At 67.2% G+C, this 17129-nt stretch carries 17 protein-coding genes; 3 read left to right on the top strand and 14 right to left on the bottom strand.

The window, feature by feature from the left end:
* Nucleotides 1-193 precede the first annotated feature (193 nt).
* The gene (locus C4F17_RS03940; RefSeq protein WP_106934338.1) at nucleotides 194-2089 is read left to right on the top strand and encodes an adenylate/guanylate cyclase domain-containing protein; all 1896 of its coding nucleotides are present in this window, start codon (nucleotides 194-196) and stop codon (nucleotides 2087-2089) included.
* Here the strand turns inward: C4F17_RS03940 and C4F17_RS03945 are convergent.
* The gene (locus C4F17_RS03945) at nucleotides 2073-2810 is read right to left on the bottom strand and encodes a TetR/AcrR family transcriptional regulator (protein WP_106937429.1); all 738 of its coding nucleotides are present in this window, start codon (nucleotides 2808-2810) and stop codon (nucleotides 2073-2075) included. The genes C4F17_RS03940 and C4F17_RS03945 overlap by 17 nt on opposite strands.
* A gap of 97 nt (nucleotides 2811-2907) precedes the next feature.
* Between C4F17_RS03945 and C4F17_RS03950 the strand changes: the two genes are divergently transcribed.
* Entirely contained in the window at nucleotides 2908-4212 is a 1305-nt protein-coding gene (locus C4F17_RS03950) for an aspartate aminotransferase family protein (protein WP_106934339.1), read from the top strand.
* A 4-nt stretch (nucleotides 4213-4216) separates the two neighbouring features.
* Here C4F17_RS03950 and C4F17_RS03955 read toward each other — a convergent pair whose 3' ends face one another.
* From C4F17_RS03955 to C4F17_RS33085, 8 genes are all read right to left on the bottom strand, one after another.
* Nucleotides 4217-5293 (bottom strand): NAD(P)/FAD-dependent oxidoreductase, encoded by a 1077-nt coding sequence (locus C4F17_RS03955; RefSeq protein ID WP_106934340.1) that lies wholly within the window; start codon nucleotides 5291-5293, stop codon nucleotides 4217-4219.
* On the bottom strand, nucleotides 5251-5580 hold the full coding sequence (fdxA, locus tag C4F17_RS03960; protein ID WP_056599092.1) for a ferredoxin FdxA: 330 nt from the start codon (nucleotides 5578-5580) through the stop codon (nucleotides 5251-5253). The genes C4F17_RS03955 and fdxA overlap by 43 nt, the downstream gene beginning before the upstream one ends.
* 42 nt (nucleotides 5581-5622) lie before the next feature.
* Nucleotides 5623-6960, bottom strand: coding sequence for a sulfate adenylyltransferase subunit 1 (locus C4F17_RS03965; RefSeq protein WP_106934341.1), 1338 nt, complete (start codon nucleotides 6958-6960; stop codon nucleotides 5623-5625).
* Nucleotides 6960-7901: a sulfate adenylyltransferase subunit CysD gene (gene cysD / locus C4F17_RS03970; protein ID WP_081266344.1), complete on the bottom strand. Its 942-nt coding sequence runs from the start codon at nucleotides 7899-7901 to the stop codon at nucleotides 6960-6962. Before cysD ends, C4F17_RS03965 begins: the two co-directional genes overlap by 1 nt.
* A gap of 51 nt (nucleotides 7902-7952) precedes the next feature.
* Nucleotides 7953-8585 (bottom strand): phosphoadenosine phosphosulfate reductase domain-containing protein, encoded by a 633-nt coding sequence (locus C4F17_RS03975; protein WP_106937430.1) that lies wholly within the window; start codon nucleotides 8583-8585, stop codon nucleotides 7953-7955.
* A 21-nt stretch (nucleotides 8586-8606) separates the two neighbouring features.
* The gene (locus C4F17_RS03980; protein ID WP_106934342.1) at nucleotides 8607-9002 is read right to left on the bottom strand and encodes a DUF934 domain-containing protein; all 396 of its coding nucleotides are present in this window, start codon (nucleotides 9000-9002) and stop codon (nucleotides 8607-8609) included.
* A complete protein-coding gene (locus tag C4F17_RS03985) occupies nucleotides 8999-10777 on the bottom strand; it encodes a nitrite/sulfite reductase (RefSeq protein WP_106934343.1) in 1779 nt (592 codons plus the stop codon). The genes C4F17_RS03980 and C4F17_RS03985 overlap by 4 nt, the downstream gene beginning before the upstream one ends.
* Before the next feature lie 195 nt (nucleotides 10778-10972).
* The gene (locus C4F17_RS33085) at nucleotides 10973-11152 is read right to left on the bottom strand and encodes a hypothetical protein (protein ID WP_199851996.1); all 180 of its coding nucleotides are present in this window, start codon (nucleotides 11150-11152) and stop codon (nucleotides 10973-10975) included.
* Here C4F17_RS33085 and C4F17_RS03990 point away from each other — a divergent pair.
* Nucleotides 11151-11657: a DUF3237 domain-containing protein gene (locus C4F17_RS03990; RefSeq protein ID WP_234382542.1), complete on the top strand. Its 507-nt coding sequence runs from the start codon at nucleotides 11151-11153 to the stop codon at nucleotides 11655-11657. The genes C4F17_RS33085 and C4F17_RS03990 overlap by 2 nt on opposite strands.
* Here C4F17_RS03990 and C4F17_RS03995 read toward each other — a convergent pair.
* The 5 genes from C4F17_RS03995 to gsiB form a co-directional block, all read right to left on the bottom strand.
* Nucleotides 11654-12472: a M55 family metallopeptidase gene (locus C4F17_RS03995; protein WP_106934345.1), complete on the bottom strand. Its 819-nt coding sequence runs from the start codon at nucleotides 12470-12472 to the stop codon at nucleotides 11654-11656. The genes C4F17_RS03990 and C4F17_RS03995 overlap by 4 nt on opposite strands.
* A 19-nt stretch (nucleotides 12473-12491) precedes the next feature.
* Nucleotides 12492-13571, bottom strand: coding sequence for a P1 family peptidase (locus tag C4F17_RS04000; RefSeq protein WP_106934346.1), 1080 nt, complete (start codon nucleotides 13569-13571; stop codon nucleotides 12492-12494).
* Nucleotides 13572-13587: 16 nt separating this feature from the next.
* On the bottom strand, nucleotides 13588-14517 hold the full coding sequence (gene gsiD / locus C4F17_RS04005) for a glutathione ABC transporter permease GsiD (RefSeq protein WP_106934347.1): 930 nt from the start codon (nucleotides 14515-14517) through the stop codon (nucleotides 13588-13590).
* A 10-nt stretch (nucleotides 14518-14527) separates the two neighbouring features.
* Complete coding sequence (gene gsiC, locus C4F17_RS04010) at nucleotides 14528-15448, bottom strand: glutathione ABC transporter permease GsiC (protein ID WP_081266383.1); 921 nt, start codon at nucleotides 15446-15448, stop codon at nucleotides 14528-14530.
* An 80-nt stretch (nucleotides 15449-15528) separates the two neighbouring features.
* Nucleotides 15529-17082, bottom strand: coding sequence for a glutathione ABC transporter substrate-binding protein GsiB (gene gsiB, locus C4F17_RS04015; RefSeq protein WP_081266351.1), 1554 nt, complete (start codon nucleotides 17080-17082; stop codon nucleotides 15529-15531).
* Between the last annotated feature and the right edge of the window lie 47 nt (nucleotides 17083-17129).

Here is a 17129-nt window from a genome sequence, read left to right on the forward strand (position 1 = left end):
ACCCACGGCGCGGCCCGGAGTTTATCCGCTGCGGGGAAGCCGCAATGGCAGGCGTGCCTTTGCGGGCAAGGGGAAACCCTCGGGCCGGGCGTGCCCCCGCGCGAGAATCGCCGCGCCCGCAACAACAAAACAGAAGAAAAGGGCGCGCGTGCCGATAAGCAGACAGGAAACAAAAAAAGGGAGAGGGAATTGCATGGCCGATGAGGATTTCAAGGGCGCACGCCTGCGGCGTTTCAGGGTCGACGTGGGCTCCATCATCTGCGCCGTCGCGCTGGTGCAGTCGCTCTTGCTGGTGGCCTTCGGTTACTGGGCGGCGGAGAAGCTGGTGTCCAAGGTGGGCACGGCCGCGCACAAGACCAACCACGACCGTGTCGAGGACAACGTGCTGGCGTTCCTCGCCAAGACCGAGGGCGTGATCCGCGCCATCGCCGATTCGCCCAGCGTGCACGCGACCGGGGAAGACGGCGAGCAGACCGCCGAGATGCTCTGGACCATGCTGGAGCAGACCCCCGAGCTCGACAGCATCAACGTGGCCACCGACGACGGCCATGTGCTGATGGCCGTGCGCTATCCGGTTCCGGCCATCCGCCAGGTATTGCGCGGCCCCGACTTCAGCACCGAGACCTGGCAATACAAGAGCTCGCCGGACCTCGACGGCGGCGACGCCAGGCAGCGCTTCTCGACGACGTCCATCTCCTCGTACCGCAGCGACTTCGACCCCGAGAAGCGAACCTGGTACCGGGAGGCGGTGAAGGCGAAAGGCCCGGTGTGGACCGAGCCCTTCCTGATGAGCGACGCGCAGGAACTCGCCGTCGGCCACGCACGGCCTTCCGGGCGAGTCGACGACGAGGGCCACCGGCGCGGGCTCGTGGTCGACGCGAATGTGTCGCTGGGGCATCTGTCGAGGCTGGTGCGCATCTTCGGCGCGCTCGGCAGCGGCGACAGCGCCTTGCTGAGCTCCGACCATCATGTGATCGCCCGCAGCGACCATCCCGACCCGGTGCGCGAGCTCGAGTCGCCCGACACCGGCGTGCTGGGCGCCATCCACGCTCACATGCTCGCCAAGAGCACGGCCGGCGGTGCCGACGACCTGGCTTTTTCGATGGCGCACGACGGGCGCAGCTACCTCGTGCAGACCTCGCACATCCCCCACACGCGCTGGCAGCTCGTCAGCTGGGAGCCCGAGGAGACGGTGCTCGGGGGCCTGCAGCGCTCGGTGCTGTGGGCATTGCTCATGACGCTCAGCTTCCTCGGACTGGCGCTGTTGCTCTCGCTGCGCTTGTCCAAGCTGGTGACAGGGCCCATCGAGAACCTTTCGCGCGTCGCGCGCCGCATCGGTCGGCTGGAGCTGGACAACCTGCCGCTCGAGCCGAGCCGGGTGCTGGAGGTCCAGCATCTCAACCAGGCGCTGGACGAGTCGGCACGCAGCCTCCAGGCGTTCAGGAAGTTCGTGCCGGTCGACATCCTGCGCCAGCTCGTGGTCAAGGGCCACGCGCTGACGCCCGGCGGTTCGCCGCGGCGCGTCACGGTGATGTTCACCGACGTGGAAGGCTTCACCAGCATCTCCGAATCGATGCAGGCCGACGTGCTCGTGAGGCAGCTGACCGAGTACTTCAACCTCGCGTCCGGCATCTTCGCGCGGCACGGCGGCGTGGTCGACAAGTTCATGGGCGACGGCATCATGGTGCTGTGGGGCGCCCCGGCCGACCTGGAAGATGCGGAGTACCGCGCCTGCCTGGCGGCGCTCGAGCTGCATGACCGGATGAGCGCGCTCAACGCCAAGTGGCGCGCCGAAGGCCTGCACGAGTTCCGCACGCGCATCGGCATACACACCGGACTTGTGATCGCCGGCGTGCTCGGCTCGAGCAACCGACTGTCGTACACCGCCATCGGCGACACCATCAACGCGGCAAGCCGCATCGAGGCCGCCAACAAGGAACTGGGCACGCGCACGCTGATATCGCAGGACACCTTCGACGGGCTGGGCGGGCGCCTTGCCACGCGCCGCATCGAGGAGCTGGCCGAGCTGCGCGGCCGGCAGACGCGCATGGTGCTGTACGAGCTGCTGGGGCCTAGGCCCCCGGCCTGACCCTGCGCGCGAAGGCTTCGAGCCCGTCGATGGTCATCTGGATGTGGCGCTCGAAGCTGCTGTCCAGCGGCACGGCGGTGCCGTTGTCCCAGCGCATGATGAAGGCCTTGTTGGCCAGCAATGGCAGGTTGCGCGCGAGCACCGGGTGGTCGAGCGGGCGGATGGTGTGCACGCGTTCGCGCAGTTCCTCGGCCCAGGCCTGGGTGTTGTCGGCGGGCAGGGGCGAGAACTCCATCGTCAGGAAACCCAGCATCGCCGCGATCACGCAGTTGTAGGCCTCCAGCAGGGGTTCGCCCTCGAAGCCCGCCTCGGTCAATGCGGCCAGGACGCCTTCGACCAGCTCCGTCGGCAGGCTGCCGTTGGACACGAGTTGCGCGCCCAGCAGCTGCGCGACGTTTGGGTGCTGCTGCACGGCGTCGCGGCAGCGGCGGAACAGCTCCGCGATCCATGCCTGCCATTCGAGCTTGCCCGCAGGCGGCGCAACGCCGGCCATGACGGCGGCCGCCACCTCGGCCAGCAGGGCTTCGCGCGTGCTGACGTGCCAGTGCACCGTCGCCGGATACACGCCGAGCTGCGCCGCCACCTCGCGCATGCTGAACGCGCCGAGGCCGAATTCGTCGATCTGCGCCAGCGCGACTTCGGCGATGCGCTGTTTCGTCAGTTCGCCGCCGCCGGCGGGGCGGCCAGCGGAGCGGGGCTTGGGTGGCGAGGTCGTCTTCATGGTCGACGCCATTGTGCTGCAGTTCAATTGATCGTATAAACAATATTAATTGTTCAGTGACCAATTAATCCCTGTCTGCAAATTAAGGACATCCGCCATGACCCATGCCGCCATAGACCAGGCCCTTGCCGATGCGTACCGGCGCTTCACCGACGCCAATCCGGCCAGCCAGCGCCAGTTCGAGGCGCAGGCGCGCTACATGCCCGGAGCCAACAGCCGCTCCGTGCTGTTCTACGCGCCGTTCCCCCTGACCATCGCCAGGGGCGAAGGCGCCGCGCTGTGGGACGCCGACGGCCATCGCTACGCCGACTTCATTGCCGAGTACACGGCCGGTGTCTACGGCCACTCCGCGCCGGAAATCCGCGATGCGGTCATCGAGGCGATGCAGGGCGGCATCAACCTCACCGGGCACAACCTGCTCGAAGGACGGCTGGCCCGGCTGATCTGCGAGCGCTTTCCGCAGATCGAGCAGCTGCGCTTCACCAACTCGGGCACCGAGGCCAACCTGATGGCGCTCACGGCGGCGCTGCACTTCACGGGGCGCAGGAAGATCGTCGTGTTCTCGGGCGGCTACCACGGCGGGGTGCTGGGCTTCGGCGCCAGGCCTTTGCCGACCACCGTGCCGTTCGACTTTCTCGTGCTGCCTTACAACGACGCGCAAACGGCCCGCGCGCAGATCGAACGGCACGGCCCCGAGATCGCCGCGGTATTGGTCGAGCCGATGCAGGGCGCGAGCGGCTGCATTCCGGGGCAACCCGACTTCCTGCAGGCCCTGCGCGAGTCGGCCACGCAGGTCGGCGCGCTGCTGATCTTCGACGAAGTCATGACCTCGCGGCTTGCGCCGCATGGGCTGGCGAACAAGCTCGGCATCCGTTCGGACCTGACCACGCTGGGCAAGTACATCGGCGGCGGCATGTCTTTTGGTGCGTTCGGCGGGCGCGCCGACGTGATGGCACTGTTCGACCCGCGCACCGGTCCGCTGGCCCATTCGGGAACCTTCAACAACAACGTGATGACGATGGCGGCCGGCTATGCCGGTCTCACGAAGCTCTTCACGCCCGAGGCGGCCGGTGCGCTGGCCCAGAGGGGCGAGGCACTGCGCGCGCGGCTCAACGCGCTGTGCGCGAACGAGGGCGTCGCCATGCAGTTCACCGGCATCGGCTCGCTGATGAACGCGCATTTCGTGCAGGGCGATGTACGCAGCAGCGAAGACCTGGCGGCGGTCGACGGCCGGCTGCGGCAGCTGCTGTTCTTCCACCTGCTGAACGAGGGCATCTACAGCTCGCCGCGCGGCTTCGTCGTGCTGTCGCTGCCGCTGACGGATGCGGACATCGACCGCTGCGTGGCCGCCATCGGCAGCTTCATCGGCGGGCACGCGGCGCTGCTGCCCCGCGCGGACTAGCGGATCAGGCCTTGCGCACGCCCAGCAGCTCGTGCAGCCGCGTGCTGGTGGTCGTGTACTGCAGCGGCACGGCCTTGCCCGGAAACACGATGGCCGTGGCGCCCCAGGCAGCCAGCGTGGCCTCGTGGAAGCCGCAGACGATGAGCTTCTTCTTGCCCGGGTAGGTGTTGATGTCGCCGACCGCGAACACGCCGCGTTCGCGGGTTTCGTATTTCTCGGTGTCGACCGGCACCTGCTTGCGCTCCAGCTCCAGCCCCCAGTCGGCGATGGGGCCGAGGCGCGGGGAGATGCCCAGGCAGGCGATCAGCGCGTCGAGCGGCAGGTCGAGCGTGGTGGCGTCTGGCGTGACGATCTGGAGCTGTTTGCCATTGAACGCGCCGGGTTGGCCGACCTTGAAGGCCAGCTTGCCCTGCGCCACGAGCCGGCGCATGGCCGCGACCGTGGCCTCGTCGGCCTGGAAACCGTCGCGGCGATGGACCAGCGTGACATGCGCGGCCGTGCCGGTCAGCGCAATGGCGGTTTCCAGCGCGACGTCGTCGCCGCCGTTGACCACGACGGCCTGCCCGGCAAAGCGGTCCAGCGAGTCGGGGTGATAGAAAAGAGACGTGCCCTCGAAGCGCTCGATGCCTTCGACGGCGATGCGCTTGGGCACGAAGGCCCCGACGCCCGCCGCGATGAATACCGTCTTCGCCAGGAAGGCCTTGCCCGCCGAGGTTGTCAGCAGCAGCCGTTCGTCAGGTTGCCGGGCCAGCGTGGCCACCTGCTCGCCGAAGTGGAACTGGGGCTTGAAGGGCGCCACCTGCTGCAGCAGAGACTGCGCCAGGTCACGCCCGCTGGTCACGGGCGTGCCGGGAATGTCGTAGATGGGCTTGCCGCCATACAGCGCCACGCACTGGCCGCCCGCGGCGGGCAGTGCGTCGACGATGTGGCAGGAGATTTCGAGCAGGCCCAGCTGGAAGGCCTGGAACAGCCCCACGGGGCCGGCACCGACGATCAGCGCGTCGGTCTCGATGGGAGCGGCGATGGCGGCCGGCTGGTTCAGCGGACCAGCTCCCCGATCTTGTCCGTCTTGTCTTTCCACTCTTCTGCATCAGGCAGCGCAGGCTTGCGCTTGGTGATGCTCTTCCAGCCGTCGGCCAGGGCCAGCTCGGCGTTGATCTTGATGAAGGCGATCTGGTTGGCCGGCAGGTCTTCCTCGGCGTAGATGGCGTTGACCGGGCACTCGGGAATGCAGACCGCGCAGTCGATGCATTCGTCCGGGTCGATCACCAGCATGTTGGGACCTTCGCGGAAGCAGTCGACGGGGCAAACGTCCACGCAGTCGGTGTATTTGCAACGGATGCAGGCTTCGGAGACGACGTGGGTCATTTGTCTTTTTGCGTCAGAAGTGGTCGGGAAAAACCCTAGATTTTAGGCCTTTGCGGCGGCGGGCTGCACAAGTACGGCGGCAGCGGTCTTGTGGGAGGCCGTATCGACCAGCACCAGCGAGCCCAGCGCGCGCGATTGCGTGAACGGGAGCACCGCCAGCGGCTGCTGCAGCGCCAGCACCACGTCGCCGATGGAGTTGGCTTCCAGCTGCGTTGCGGGCTCCGATTCGAGCGTGGTGATGTTCACCCGGTCGACGATGCGCGCCACCTTGGCCTTGACCCAGCGGTGGCCCTGCAGCGCCCAGTACACGCGGCCCGCGACCAGCGGCTCGTCGTCGAGCCAGGCCACGGTGGCGGTGATCTCGCGCACCGGCTCGAAGGCGCCGGGCGCCAGCAGCCAGTCGCCGCGCGACACGTCGACCTCGCGGTCGAGCACGATGCCGGCGCTGTGGCCCGCGTGCACCGACTTCGGCTGGCGCGTGTGGCTCAGCACCTGCGCCACGGTGGCGGTCTGGTTGCTCGGCAGCACGGTCACGCGCTGGCCGGGCTCCACATGGCCAGAGGCGACACGGCCCCAGAACACGCGTCGGCCTTGCGAGGTGTCGGCGGAGGCCGAGAACTTCTCGACCCACTGCACCGGGAAGGCGAAGGGCACGGCCTCGTCCTGCGCGGTCACGGGCAGCTCTTCGAGCAGCTCGAGCAGGCTCGGGCCTTCGTAGCCCACCCAGTCGGCGTGGCGCGTGGCCACGTTCCAGCCCTTGAGCGCCGAGATCGGCACGATGGCCCCGACCTGCACGCCAGCCGCTTCGGCAAAGGCGGTCAGTGCGGTCGAGATGCGCTCGAAGGCCAGGCCGGCATCAGCGATGGCGTCGAGCTTGTTCACCGCGAAAACGATGGACTGCACGCGCAGCAGATGGCACAGCAGCGTATGGCGGCGCGTCTGCGGCAGCAGCTCGCGCCTGACCACGGTGCCGTCTTCCACTTCGGCGGCCCAAGCCAGCTTGGTCGCGTCGACCAGCACCACGGCGGCGTCGGCGGCCGAGGCGGCGGTGACCATGTTGCGCGTGTACTGCTCATGGCCCGGCGCGTCGCCGATGATGAACTTGCGCTTGGCGGTCGAGAAGTAGCGGTAGGCCACGTCGATCGTGATGCCCTGTTCGCGCTCGGCCGAGAGGCCGTCGGTCAGCAGGGCGAGGTCGGTTTCGCCGCCGCGCTGCACGCCGGCCAGCTGGTCTTGCAGCACGGTCTTGCTGTCGACCAGCAGGCGGCCGATCAGCGTGCTCTTGCCGTCGTCGACCGAGCCGCAGGTGATGAAGCGCAGGGCGGTGCCGGTGTCGCCGTGGACGGTGGTGTTCACAGGGGTTGCAGTCGTCGTACTCATCAGAAATACCCGTCTTTCTTGCGCTTCTCCATGGAAGCTTCCGAAGTCATGTCGTCCATGCGGGTCGCGCCGCGTTCGCTCACGTCCACCGACAGGGTCTCGAGCACCACGTCGTCGGCATCGGCCGCCAGGCTTTCCACCGGGCAGGTGGTGGTGATGTCGCCCACGGTGCGAAAGCGCACGTCGCGCACCTGCACCGTCTCGCCGTCGCGCGGCGGGGTCAGGTCGGTCACGGGCACCAGCAGGCCGCGACGCTCCACCACCTCGCGCTTGTGCGTGTAGTAGATCGAGGGCAGGCCGACTTCCTCGCGGGCGATGTACTGCCACACGTCGAGCTCGGTCCAGTTCGAGATGGGGAACACGCGGAAGTGTTCGCCCGGGGCCAGGCGCGTGTTGAACAGCGTCCACAGCTCGGGGCGCTGGTCCTTGGGCTGCCACTGGCCGAAGCTGTCGCGGTGCGAAAAGATGCGTTCCTTGGCGCGCGCCTTTTCCTCGTCGCGGCGGGCGCCGCCGATCAGCGCGTCGAAGCGGAATTCCTCGATGGCTTCCAGCAGGGTCACCGACTGGTGCGCGTTGCGCGACTCGCCCGGGTGGGCCAGGCGCACGGTGCCGCGCTTCATGGAGTCTTCGACGCTGCGCACGATCAGCTCGGCGCCCAGTTCCCTGGCGCGCTGGTCGCGATAGGCCGTCACTTCAGGGAAGTTGTGGCCGGTGTCGATCATCAGCAGGGGGTAAGGGATGCGGCCCACGCCGAAGGCCTTTTCCGCGCACTTCAGCAGCACCAGCGAATCCTTGCCGCCCGAGAACAGCAGGGTGGGGCGCTCGAAGGCGGCCGCCACTTCGCGCAGGATGAAGATGGTTTCTTCCTCCAGCGCATCGAGGTGCGTGTTGGACAGGTGTGCCGGCGGCAGCAGCAGATCGGTTTCGGTACGGGCGTTCATCGGATGGGGTGCTTGCTGGATGCTGGGAATCGGTGAGGCGCTGGCGCTCGCTCAGTGCGCGAGATGCAGGCCGCACTCGCGGTTGTCTTCGCCCTTGGTCGGGTCCACGTAGTCGAAGTTGTTCGGCAGGCCGTGCTTCACGCAGTACTCGTGAAGATCCTTGGACGACCAGTGCAGCAGCGGAGCCACCTTGATGAGGCCGTCGGGGTTCACGCTGACCGGGTCCATCTGCGCGCGCACGGCCGTGTCGGTGGCGCGCAGCGCGGTGAACCAGACCTTGGGTGCCGTCTCGCGCAACGCGCGGGCAAAGGGCTCCAGCTTCACTTCTTCTGTGAAGGCGGCGTGGCGCGGGTCGTCCAGCGCCGGTGTGGGGCCTTCCACGGCTTCGCGATGCGCACGCGAGCGGCGCGGCAGGTAGATGTGCAGGTCCAGGCCCAGCTGCTTCGTCACTTCGTCGGCAAAGCGGTAGGTGGCTTCGGTGTTGTAGCCGTTGTCCATCCACACCACGGGCACATCGCGCTTCACGCGCGTCACCATGTGCAGGATCACGGCCTCGAACGGGCGGAAGTTGGTGGTGACGATGGCGCTCTGGCCCAGGCCGAGCGCCCAGCCCACCAGGCCCTCGGCGTTGCGGCCGAGTTCGGTGTTGATGCGTGCGAAATCGATGTCCGTTGCGGTGCTCATGTCGAGGATTCCCATTCGCTCTCAGGCGCCGGCCGCGAAGTGCGGCGCGGGCTGTACCGCGTCGCCTTGGTAGAAGGCGTTGAAGCGGTCGAACTGGCGCTGCGCGTCGGAGGCGTCCACGCCTTCCTTGAGCACGGCGCTGGAGAAGCCGGTGCGCTCCATCTGCACCAGCTGGTCGATCAGCACGTCGCCCGTGGCGCGGATGTCGCCGGTGAAGCCCAGGCGGCGGCGCAGCAGGAAGGCCTGGCTGTAGGCGCGGCCGTCGGTGAACTTCGGAAAGTGCAGGTCGATGCGCTCGATGTCCGCCAGGCACACCTCGATGGCGAGCGGGTCGGCGTCGTTGGCCAGTTGCAGGACCTTCGGGTCACCGTCGTCGATGTGTTCTTCGGCCGAGAGGATGTTCAGGGTTTTTTTCATGCTGCTTCCTCCACCTTGAAGCGCGCACCGTTGGCGGCGGCCTTGAACGGATCCGGGCCCACGCGGCGCAGTGTGTCGATGAAGTTCTCTCCGTTCTCACGGGTGTCGCGGTACGTGGTGAGCACGGCCTCGATCACGCCCGGCACTTCGGCCGCCGAGAACGAGGGGCCGACCACCTTGCCGGCCTGCGGCGCGCCGCTGAGCGCGGAGCCGTCGGAGCCGCCGAGCGTGACCTGGTACCACTCCTTGCCGTCCTTGTCGACGCCGAGGATGCCGATGTGGCCGCTGTGGTGGTGGCCGCACGAGTTGATGCAGCCGCTGATGTGCAGGTCGATCTCGCCCAGGTCGTCGAGCTCGTCGAGGTCCTGGTAACGCTCGGTGATGGCTTCGGCGATGGGAATGGAGCGCGCATTGGCCAGCGCGCAGAAGTCGCCGCCGGGGCAGGCGATCATGTCGGTCAGCAGGTGCACATTGGCGCTGGCGAGGCCGGCGGCGCGGGCGGCGAGCCACAGCGCGTGCAGGTCTTCGGCATGCACCCAGGGCAGCACCACGTTCTGGTCGTGGGTCACGCGGGCTTCGCCGGCGGAGAAGCGGTCAGCCAGTTGCGCGAGGGTGTCGAGCTGGTCGGCCGATGCATCGCCGGGCGCCTGCTTCAGGCGCTTGAACGACAGCGTGACGGCGCGCAGCGCGGGGTTCTTGTGCGGCGCCACGTTGCGGGCGAGCCAGCGGGCGAACTGCACGTCGTCGGCGGCATGGGCGCGCAGTTCGGCGTCGGTCTTCTCGGCGCTCTGCAGCACGCGGGTGGCCAGCGTCGGGGGCACGAAGGAAGCGGCCACGCGGTCGAATTCGGCCTGTGTGATGGTGTGCGGCGCGCCGTCGTGCTCGAGGATCTGTTTGTACTCGGCGTCCACGTCGTCGATGTAGCGCTGGCCTTCGGCCTTCACCAGGATCTTGATGCGCGCCTTGTAGATGTTGTCGCGGCGGCCATAGCGGTTGTAGACCCGGATCACCGCTTCGAGGTAATTCATGATCTGCTGCCACGGCAGGAACTCGCGCAGCACCGTGCCCACGATGGGCGTGCGGCCCATGCCGCCGCCCACCTGCACGCGGAAACCGATCTCGCCGGCTTCGTTCTTCACGATGTGCAGGCCCACGTCATGCCAGCCGGTGGCGGCGCGGTCTTCGGTGGCGCCGGTGATGGCGATCTTGAACTTGCGCGGCAGGAACGCGAACTCGGGGTGCAGCGTGCTCCACTGGCGCATGATTTCTGCGTAGGGGCGCGGGTCGGCGATCTCGTCGACGGCGATGCCGGCGCGCTCGTCGCTCGTGATGTTGCGGATGCAGTTGCCGCTGGTCTGGATGCCGTGCATGTCGACCGAAGCCAGCAGGTCCATCACGTCGGCCGACTTGGCCAGCGGAATCCAGTTGAACTGGACGTTCTGGCGCGTCGAGAAGTGGGCGTAGTGGGTGGGCAGCTTCTGGCTGCCGAGCAGGCCTTGCGTTTCGATGGCCTTGCGGTAGACCTCGGCTTCGGGCTCGTCGTATTCGCGGGCGATGCGGGCCAGCACGCGGATCTGGCGGCTGGAGAGCTCGCCGTAGGGCACGGCCACGCGCAGCATGGGCGCGTAGCGCTGGACGTACCAGCCGTTTTGCAGCCGCAGCGGGCGGAACTCGTCTTCGTGGAGGCGGCCCTTCTGCCAGCGCTCGAGCTGGTCTCTGAACTGGGCGGCTCGTTGATGAACGAACTGGCGATCGAATTCTGTGTATTGGTACATCGTGCGTGTGTCTTGAAGAAGTGCGGTGCCGCACGTACAACGGGGCGCCCCAGCAAGAAGCCGAGATTCTGGAAGCGCGGCTTATGGAAACAAACTATTTTTTGGTTCGCGCCTTATGCGGATAAGCTTATTCGCCAGTATCCATGCGGGTTTCCAGGCAGTTTGATGCTTATTCCGGATAAGGCGAAAGCGCCTTCAAGCTGTCGCCATGCCGACCGCGGCGGACCCGGATAGCAAGGGTAAATCCTGACGCGGCGGCCGCTGTGCGGCGTTGAAATGATTATCTCGAATAATCAAATCGACGCAGGACGCAATGAATTCCAAGCCTTCCTCGACCTCGCGCCGCGGCGCGCTGATTGCCGGAATCACCGCCATGGCCACGCTCGCAGACGCGAGGGCGGCCGATGCGCCGCCATCCGGCGTCGCCACCCCCACCAGCGAGCGCATTCCCGTCGTCTTGCCGCGCACGGAATTCGTCTACGAGGCCATCGTCGACATCGCTGCGCCGATGACGCTGGGCGCCTCGCCCTTCGGCGAGCGCTTCATGGTGCCGATCACGGGTGGCTCGTTCGAGGGGCCGGGCCTGCGCGGCACGGTGCTGGCTGGCGGTGCCGACCGCCAGCTGCTGCGCCGCGACGGCGCGAAGAACCTCGATGCCGTGTATGAGCTGAAGACCGACGACGGCGTGGTGATCTCGGTGCGCAACACCGTGCTGTCGCGCAACCCGAAGAATGCGCCGCGCTATGTGTTCTCCACGCTGCAGATCGTCGCGCCCGAGGGCAAATACGGCTGGCTCAACGACTTCGTCTACGTGGGCACGCTCGACGCGCTGCGGCCGCAGCGCGAGGCCGTGGTGATCCGGGTCTACAAGGTCGTCTAGCGCAGCATCGACGACATCGCCGAGCAGCAGTTCAGCATGCGCACGGCCGCCTCCACCGTCGGCGCGGTGAAGCGCAGGGTGACGCCGTCGACGCGCTCGAACGCCGGCCACTGGCAGAACAGGTCGGCCAGGGCGGTCGACTGCGTGCGCAGCGTCACCGTCTGCGGGCCTTCGAAGACCAGCGGCCGGGCGTTCGCGCGTGCGGCCAGCGCTTCTTCCACGCCGGCGCGGATGGCGCGGCGCGACTGCTCAGGCGACAGCGACACGCCGCTGCTGAAGCCGGTCGCCTTCTTCGTTTCGACGAAGGTCGCGTGCGGAAAGAGCGGGCGGTTCTCGGCGATGAACACGTCGTCGCCGCTGCCCATGACCACGGGCGCGCCGTATTCGCCTGCCAGCGCGCCGTAGAGCCCGGCCTCGCCCAGCTCCTGCCCGCCGAGCGCGATGCCCGCGAACGCGAAGCTGTTGATGGTGTGCGCAAGAATGCCGCGCCCCTGCGCGCGCGAGTGGTAGCCCACCATGCAGACCGCGTGCACGCCTTCTTCCACGCCGGCCACCATGCTCAGGTAGCGCGGCTTGCCCTGCACCACGCGGGCGCGCGCATCCAGCACGTCGGGCGGCATGTTGCGGAAGCCGCCGTGCGAGTCGTTCACCAGCACCTCGGTGGCGCCCGCATCGAATGCGCCGGCGATGGCCGCGTTGGCCTCCTGTGCCATCAGCAGGCGTGCGCGTTCGTACTCAGGGTTGCCCTGGCGCGTCTGCTCGGGGTGGTAGACGCCGGCGACGCCTTCGATGTCGGTGGAGATCAGGACTTTCATGGGCGCAATGTGATCGGAATCAGGAAGAAAGAGAGAGGGCCGGCAGCAGGTCACGCAGCGAGGCGCGGTGGTTGCCGTCGCGCCCCGTCACGGCCGTGGCCTGCCAGAGGGCATGGATGATCGCCTGTTCCGTGCTGTCGGCGGCGGCCTGGAACAGGCCGTCGAGCAGCCCGTCGTGCAGCATCGCCACGGCAGGCATCGGGCGTTCGACGCTGCCGGGCACCGTGTAGGCGGTGGAAAAGGCCAGCACGATGTCGCCGCTGCCGTGGCCGTAGACCGACCCGGTGCGGGCCAGTCCGGCGCCCGCGCGCAGCGCCAGCCGGCCCAGCTGGCGCGCGTCGAGCGGTGCGTCGGTCGCGACCACGATGATGATCGAGCCCTTCTCGGGCTCCGTCGATGCCGGCACGCCGCGCACGGCCTGCAGCTGCGCCAGCCGGTCGCCGATTGCATGCCCGGCCAGCAGCAGCTGCGGCTGGCGCCCGTAGTTGGCCAGCACCAGCGTGCCCACCGTGTGCAGGCCGCCGCGCGCCGACACCCGGCGCGACGCGCTGCCGATGCCGCCCTTGAGCTGGAAGCTCGACATGCCGCGCCCCGCGCCGACCGAGCCCTGAGCGAAGTCGGCGGCGGCGCCGTCGTGCGCGCGCAAGTAGTCGGCCTCGCTCACCGCCAGCCGCTGTATGTCGTTGAGGAAGCCGTCGTTGCACTCGAACACCAGCGGATTGACCGTGGGCAGCGAGCGCCCGGTTTCGGGGTTGGCCGCCGCGCACTGGCGGATCTGCGCCGTCGCCACCGTGCCGACCGAGAAAGTGTTGGTCAGCGCGATCGGCGTTTCCAGCACGCCGAGCTCCGCGAGCTGCACCAGCCCCACGCTCTTGCCGAATCCGTTGAGCACCACGGCGGCGGCCGGCACCTTGTCGCGGAACGGGTCGCCCTGGTGCGGGCGGATCACCGTCACGCCGGTCTGGATGCCGCCGTCGTCCAGGGTGCTGTGGCCGACGGTGACGCCAGGCACGTCCGCGATGGTGTTGCGCTCGCCCTGCAGCAGGGTGCCGATGAAGGGCGGTGCGGTGGGCTGCGCCAGGGGAGAGGTGGAAGGCATCGGGGCGGGAGGGGGACTACTGGCGGTCGATCTTCGGATCGAGCGCGTCGCGCAGTGCGTCGCCCAGCAGGTTGAAGGCGAGCACGGTGAAGAAGATGGCCAGGCTGGGGAACAGCGCCACGTGCGGCGAGGTCACCATGTCGGCGCGGGCTTCGCTCAGCATCGCGCCCCACTCGGGCGTGGGCGGCTGCGCGCCCATGCCCAGGAACGACAGGCTGGCCGCCGTGATGATCGACGTGCCCACGCGCATCGAGAAATACACCACGATCGACGAGATGGTGCCCGGCAGGATGTGCCGCACGATGATGGTCCAGTCCGACGCGCCGATGCTGCGCTCGGCCTCGATGTAGGTCTGCTGCTTGAGCACCAGCGTGTTGCCGCGCACCAGGCGCGCGAAGGCCGGCACGCTGAACACCGACACCGCCACCACCACGTTGGTCATGCTGCTGCCCAGGATGGCCACCACGCCCAGCGCCAGCAGGATGCCGGGAAAGGCGAACAGCACGTCGGACACACGCATCACGATGCGGTCCCACCAGCCTTCGTAGTAGCCCGCCAGCAGGCCGAATGCGGTGCCGACGAAGCCGCCCACCAGCACCGACAGGAAGCCCGCCATCAGCGAGATGCGCGCCCCCATCAGGATGCGGCTGAAGATGTCGCGGCCCAGCGGATCGACGCCGAACCAGTGCGTGGCCGAGGGGCCGCTGTTCAGCATGTCGTAGTCGAAGAAGTTCTCCGCGTCGAAAGGCACGATCCACGGCGCGAACACCGCGACGAACACCAACAGCAGCACGAAGAGCGCGGCAATGATGCCCACGGGCTGCTTCTTGAAGCGGCGCCAGCATTCGCCCCAGGGCGTGCGGACCTTGCCGGCGGTTTGCACCGCGGCAACGGGAGATAGTGGAACGATGGATTCGGCAGGCACGCCGGAAGCTTGTTGCGTCATGGCTGCTTGCTCACTTGTATCGGATGGTGGGGTTGATGTAGCCGTACAGCACGTCCACCACCAGGTTGATCAGGATGAATTCGAGCGAGAACAGCAGCACCAGCGTCTGGATCACGGGGTAGTCGCGCATCTGCACGGCGTCGACCAGCAGGCGGCCGAGGCCGGGCCAGTTGAACACCGCCTCCACCAGGATGGAGCCGCCGAGCAAAAAGCCGAACTGCAGGCCCATCATGGTGACCACCGGAATCAGCGCATTGCGCAGCGTGTGCTTGAACACCACGCTGGATTCGCGCACGCCCTTGGCGCGCGCGGTGCGCACGAAGTCTTCCTGGATCACCTCGACGAAGGAAGCCCGCGTGAAGCGCGCCATCACGGCGGCCACGGCCGCACCCAGCGTGATGGAGGGCAGGATGTAGTGTTTCCAGCTGCTGGCGCCCACCGTGGGCAGCCAGCCGAGCTGGACCGAGAAGATCTGCATCAGCAGCATGCCGAGCGCGAATGCGGGAAAGGAGATGCCCGACACGGCGAGCGTCATGCCCAGCCGGTCCGGCCATTTGTTGCGGTACACCGCCGAGACGATGCCGATGCCCATGCCGAAGATCACCGCCCACACCATGCTGGTGATGGTCAGCATCACCGTCGGGAAGAAGCGCTCGCCGATTTCCACCGACACCGGCCGCCGCGTGCGGATCGAGGTGCCGAAGTCGCCTTGCAGCATGTGGGTGAAGAAGTTCACGAACTGCTGCGGCAGCGGCTTGTCGAGGCCCAGCTCCGCGCGGACCATGGCCACGGTCTGCTCGTCGGCGTCCTGGCCGGCGGCAAGGCGCGCCGGATCGCCGGGCAGCATGTGGACGAACAGGAACACCAGCACCGCCACGATGAGCAGCGTGGGGATCAGGCCCAACAGTCGTTTGAGAAAGTAATTCAGCATGGGGTGCGGTTGCCGCGAGCGGGCGATGGCGGCATGCCATCGCCCGTCGGGCATTCAGTCAGGAAACGAGGAACCGGCGATCAGTTCGACACCGCGACGGCGTCGATGTTGATGTTGCCGTCGGGCATCACGAACACGCCCGAGAGGCGCTTGGCGTGCGCCGACAGGTTCTGTTCCGTGATCATCGGCACGCGGGGCAGGTCCTTGCGGATTTCTTCCTGCGCGGTCTTGTAGAGCGCGGTGCGTTCCTTCTCGTCGACAGTCACCAGCGCCTTGGCCAGCGCGTTGTCGACCACCTCGCTCTTGTAGAACGACATGTTGTTCAGCTTGGGCGCCCAGGCTTCCGAGGCGAACAGCGGGCGCAGGCCCCAGTCGGCTTCACCGGTCGATGACGACCAGCCGGTGTAGTACATGCGGACCTTGGCCGTCTTCGGATCCGGCCATGCATCGACCTGCTCCGTGCGCTGGCCCACTTCGAGCGCCTGCACCTGCAGCTTGATGCCGATCTGCGCGAGCTGCTGCTGCACGAACTGGATCGTCTTCTGGCTGGTCGTGTTGTTGTAGGCGCTCCACAGCACCGACTCGAAACCGTCGGGGTAACCGGCTTCCTTCATCAGCTCCTTGGCCTTTTTCAGGTCATAGGGAATGGGAGCCATCTTCTCTGCGTACTTCACGCCCTGCGGCAGCACGCCCTGCGCGGGGAAGGCGTAGCCGCCGAACGCGACCTTGGCCAGCGCTTCCTTGTTGATGGCATAGCCGATGGCTTCGCGCACCTTCGGGTTGTCGTACGGCTTCTGCAGCATGTTGAATGCCAGGAAGCGCGTGATGATCGAGGGCGTGGCCACCACTTCGAGCTTGTCGCTCTTCTTCAGCAGCTCGGCCTGCTCGTAGGGGATGGGGAATGCAAAGTCGGCTTCGCCGGTCTGCAGCATCGCGGCGCGCGTGTTGTTCTCGAGCACCGGCTTCCACTGCACCGTGTCGACCTTCGGGTAGCCCTTCTTCCAGTAGCCGTCGAACTTCTTGGCCTTGACGGCTTCGGTCTGCTTCCACTCGACGAACTCGAAGGGGCCGGTGCCCACGGGGTGGAAGGCGATGTCCTTGTTGCCCCACTTCTTCAGCGCGGTGGGCGAGATCATGGCGGCCGATGCATGGGCCAGCGAGTTGATGAACGGGCCGAAGGGCTCCTTCAGCGTGATGCGCACCGTGCTCGGGTTCACCGCCTCGACCTTGCTCACGCGGTTGAACTGGTTGTAGCGCAGCAGCTTGTTGTCCTGGTTGAGCACGCGGTCGAGCACGAACTTCACGGCTTCGGCGTTGAAGTCGGTGCCGTCGTGGAACTTCACGCCGGTGCGCAGCTTGATGGTGTACACCAGGCCGTCCTTCGACACGTCGTAGCCCTCGGCGAGCACGTTCTGCACCTTCAGGTCCTTGTCGAACTGGAACAGGCCTTCATAGAAGGTCTTGGTCACTGCCGTGGTGATGGTGGTGTTTGTGTTGTACGGGTCCAGCGTTTCCGGCTGGTAGCCGATCGACAGAACCACGTCTTTCGCGGCCAGTGCAGTGCCCGAGGCGGCCAGCGCGGCCAGGCCCAGCAGCGCGGATGCCCAGCGCAGGGAGGAAGAAGATTGCTTCATGGAAGAACTCCAGTCGGTTCGAGGAAAAAGCAGGAGGGCCTGCGGGT

Origin of the sequence: Variovorax sp. PMC12, assembly GCF_003019815.1 — a bacterium.
Lineage (GTDB): Bacteria > Pseudomonadota > Gammaproteobacteria > Burkholderiales > Burkholderiaceae_C > Variovorax.

What these genes read in the sequence shown, in the direction of transcription:
- C4F17_RS03990 (WP_234382542.1), top strand. Translation starts at nt 11,151, where the DNA reads ATGGCCACGCTCGCAGACGCGAGGGCGGCCGATGCGCCGCCATCCGGC.
- cysD (WP_081266344.1), bottom strand. Translation starts at nt 7,901, where the DNA reads ATGAACGCCCGTACCGAAACCGATCTGCTGCTGCCGCCGGCACACCTG.
- C4F17_RS03975 (WP_106937430.1), bottom strand. Translation starts at nt 8,585, where the DNA reads ATGAGCACCGCAACGGACATCGATTTCGCACGCATCAACACCGAACTC.
- gsiD (WP_106934347.1), bottom strand. Translation starts at nt 14,517, where the DNA reads ATGACGCAACAAGCTTCCGGCGTGCCTGCCGAATCCATCGTTCCACTA.
- gsiB (WP_081266351.1), bottom strand. Translation starts at nt 17,082, where the DNA reads ATGAAGCAATCTTCTTCCTCCCTGCGCTGGGCATCCGCGCTGCTGGGC.
- fdxA (WP_056599092.1), bottom strand. Translation starts at nt 5,580, where the DNA reads ATGACCCACGTCGTCTCCGAAGCCTGCATCCGTTGCAAATACACCGAC.
- C4F17_RS03940 (WP_106934338.1), top strand. Translation starts at nt 194, where the DNA reads ATGGCCGATGAGGATTTCAAGGGCGCACGCCTGCGGCGTTTCAGGGTC.
- C4F17_RS33085 (WP_199851996.1), bottom strand. Translation starts at nt 11,152, where the DNA reads ATGGCGGTGATTCCGGCAATCAGCGCGCCGCGGCGCGAGGTCGAGGAA.
- gsiC (WP_081266383.1), bottom strand. Translation starts at nt 15,448, where the DNA reads ATGCTGAATTACTTTCTCAAACGACTGTTGGGCCTGATCCCCACGCTG.
- C4F17_RS03995 (WP_106934345.1), bottom strand. Translation starts at nt 12,472, where the DNA reads ATGAAAGTCCTGATCTCCACCGACATCGAAGGCGTCGCCGGCGTCTAC.
- C4F17_RS03950 (WP_106934339.1), top strand. Translation starts at nt 2,908, where the DNA reads ATGACCCATGCCGCCATAGACCAGGCCCTTGCCGATGCGTACCGGCGC.
- C4F17_RS03965 (WP_106934341.1), bottom strand. Translation starts at nt 6,960, where the DNA reads ATGAGTACGACGACTGCAACCCCTGTGAACACCACCGTCCACGGCGAC.
- C4F17_RS03985 (WP_106934343.1), bottom strand. Translation starts at nt 10,777, where the DNA reads ATGTACCAATACACAGAATTCGATCGCCAGTTCGTTCATCAACGAGCC.
- C4F17_RS03945 (WP_106937429.1), bottom strand. Translation starts at nt 2,810, where the DNA reads ATGAAGACGACCTCGCCACCCAAGCCCCGCTCCGCTGGCCGCCCCGCC.
- C4F17_RS03980 (WP_106934342.1), bottom strand. Translation starts at nt 9,002, where the DNA reads ATGAAAAAAACCCTGAACATCCTCTCGGCCGAAGAACACATCGACGAC.
- C4F17_RS04000 (WP_106934346.1), bottom strand. Translation starts at nt 13,571, where the DNA reads ATGCCTTCCACCTCTCCCCTGGCGCAGCCCACCGCACCGCCCTTCATC.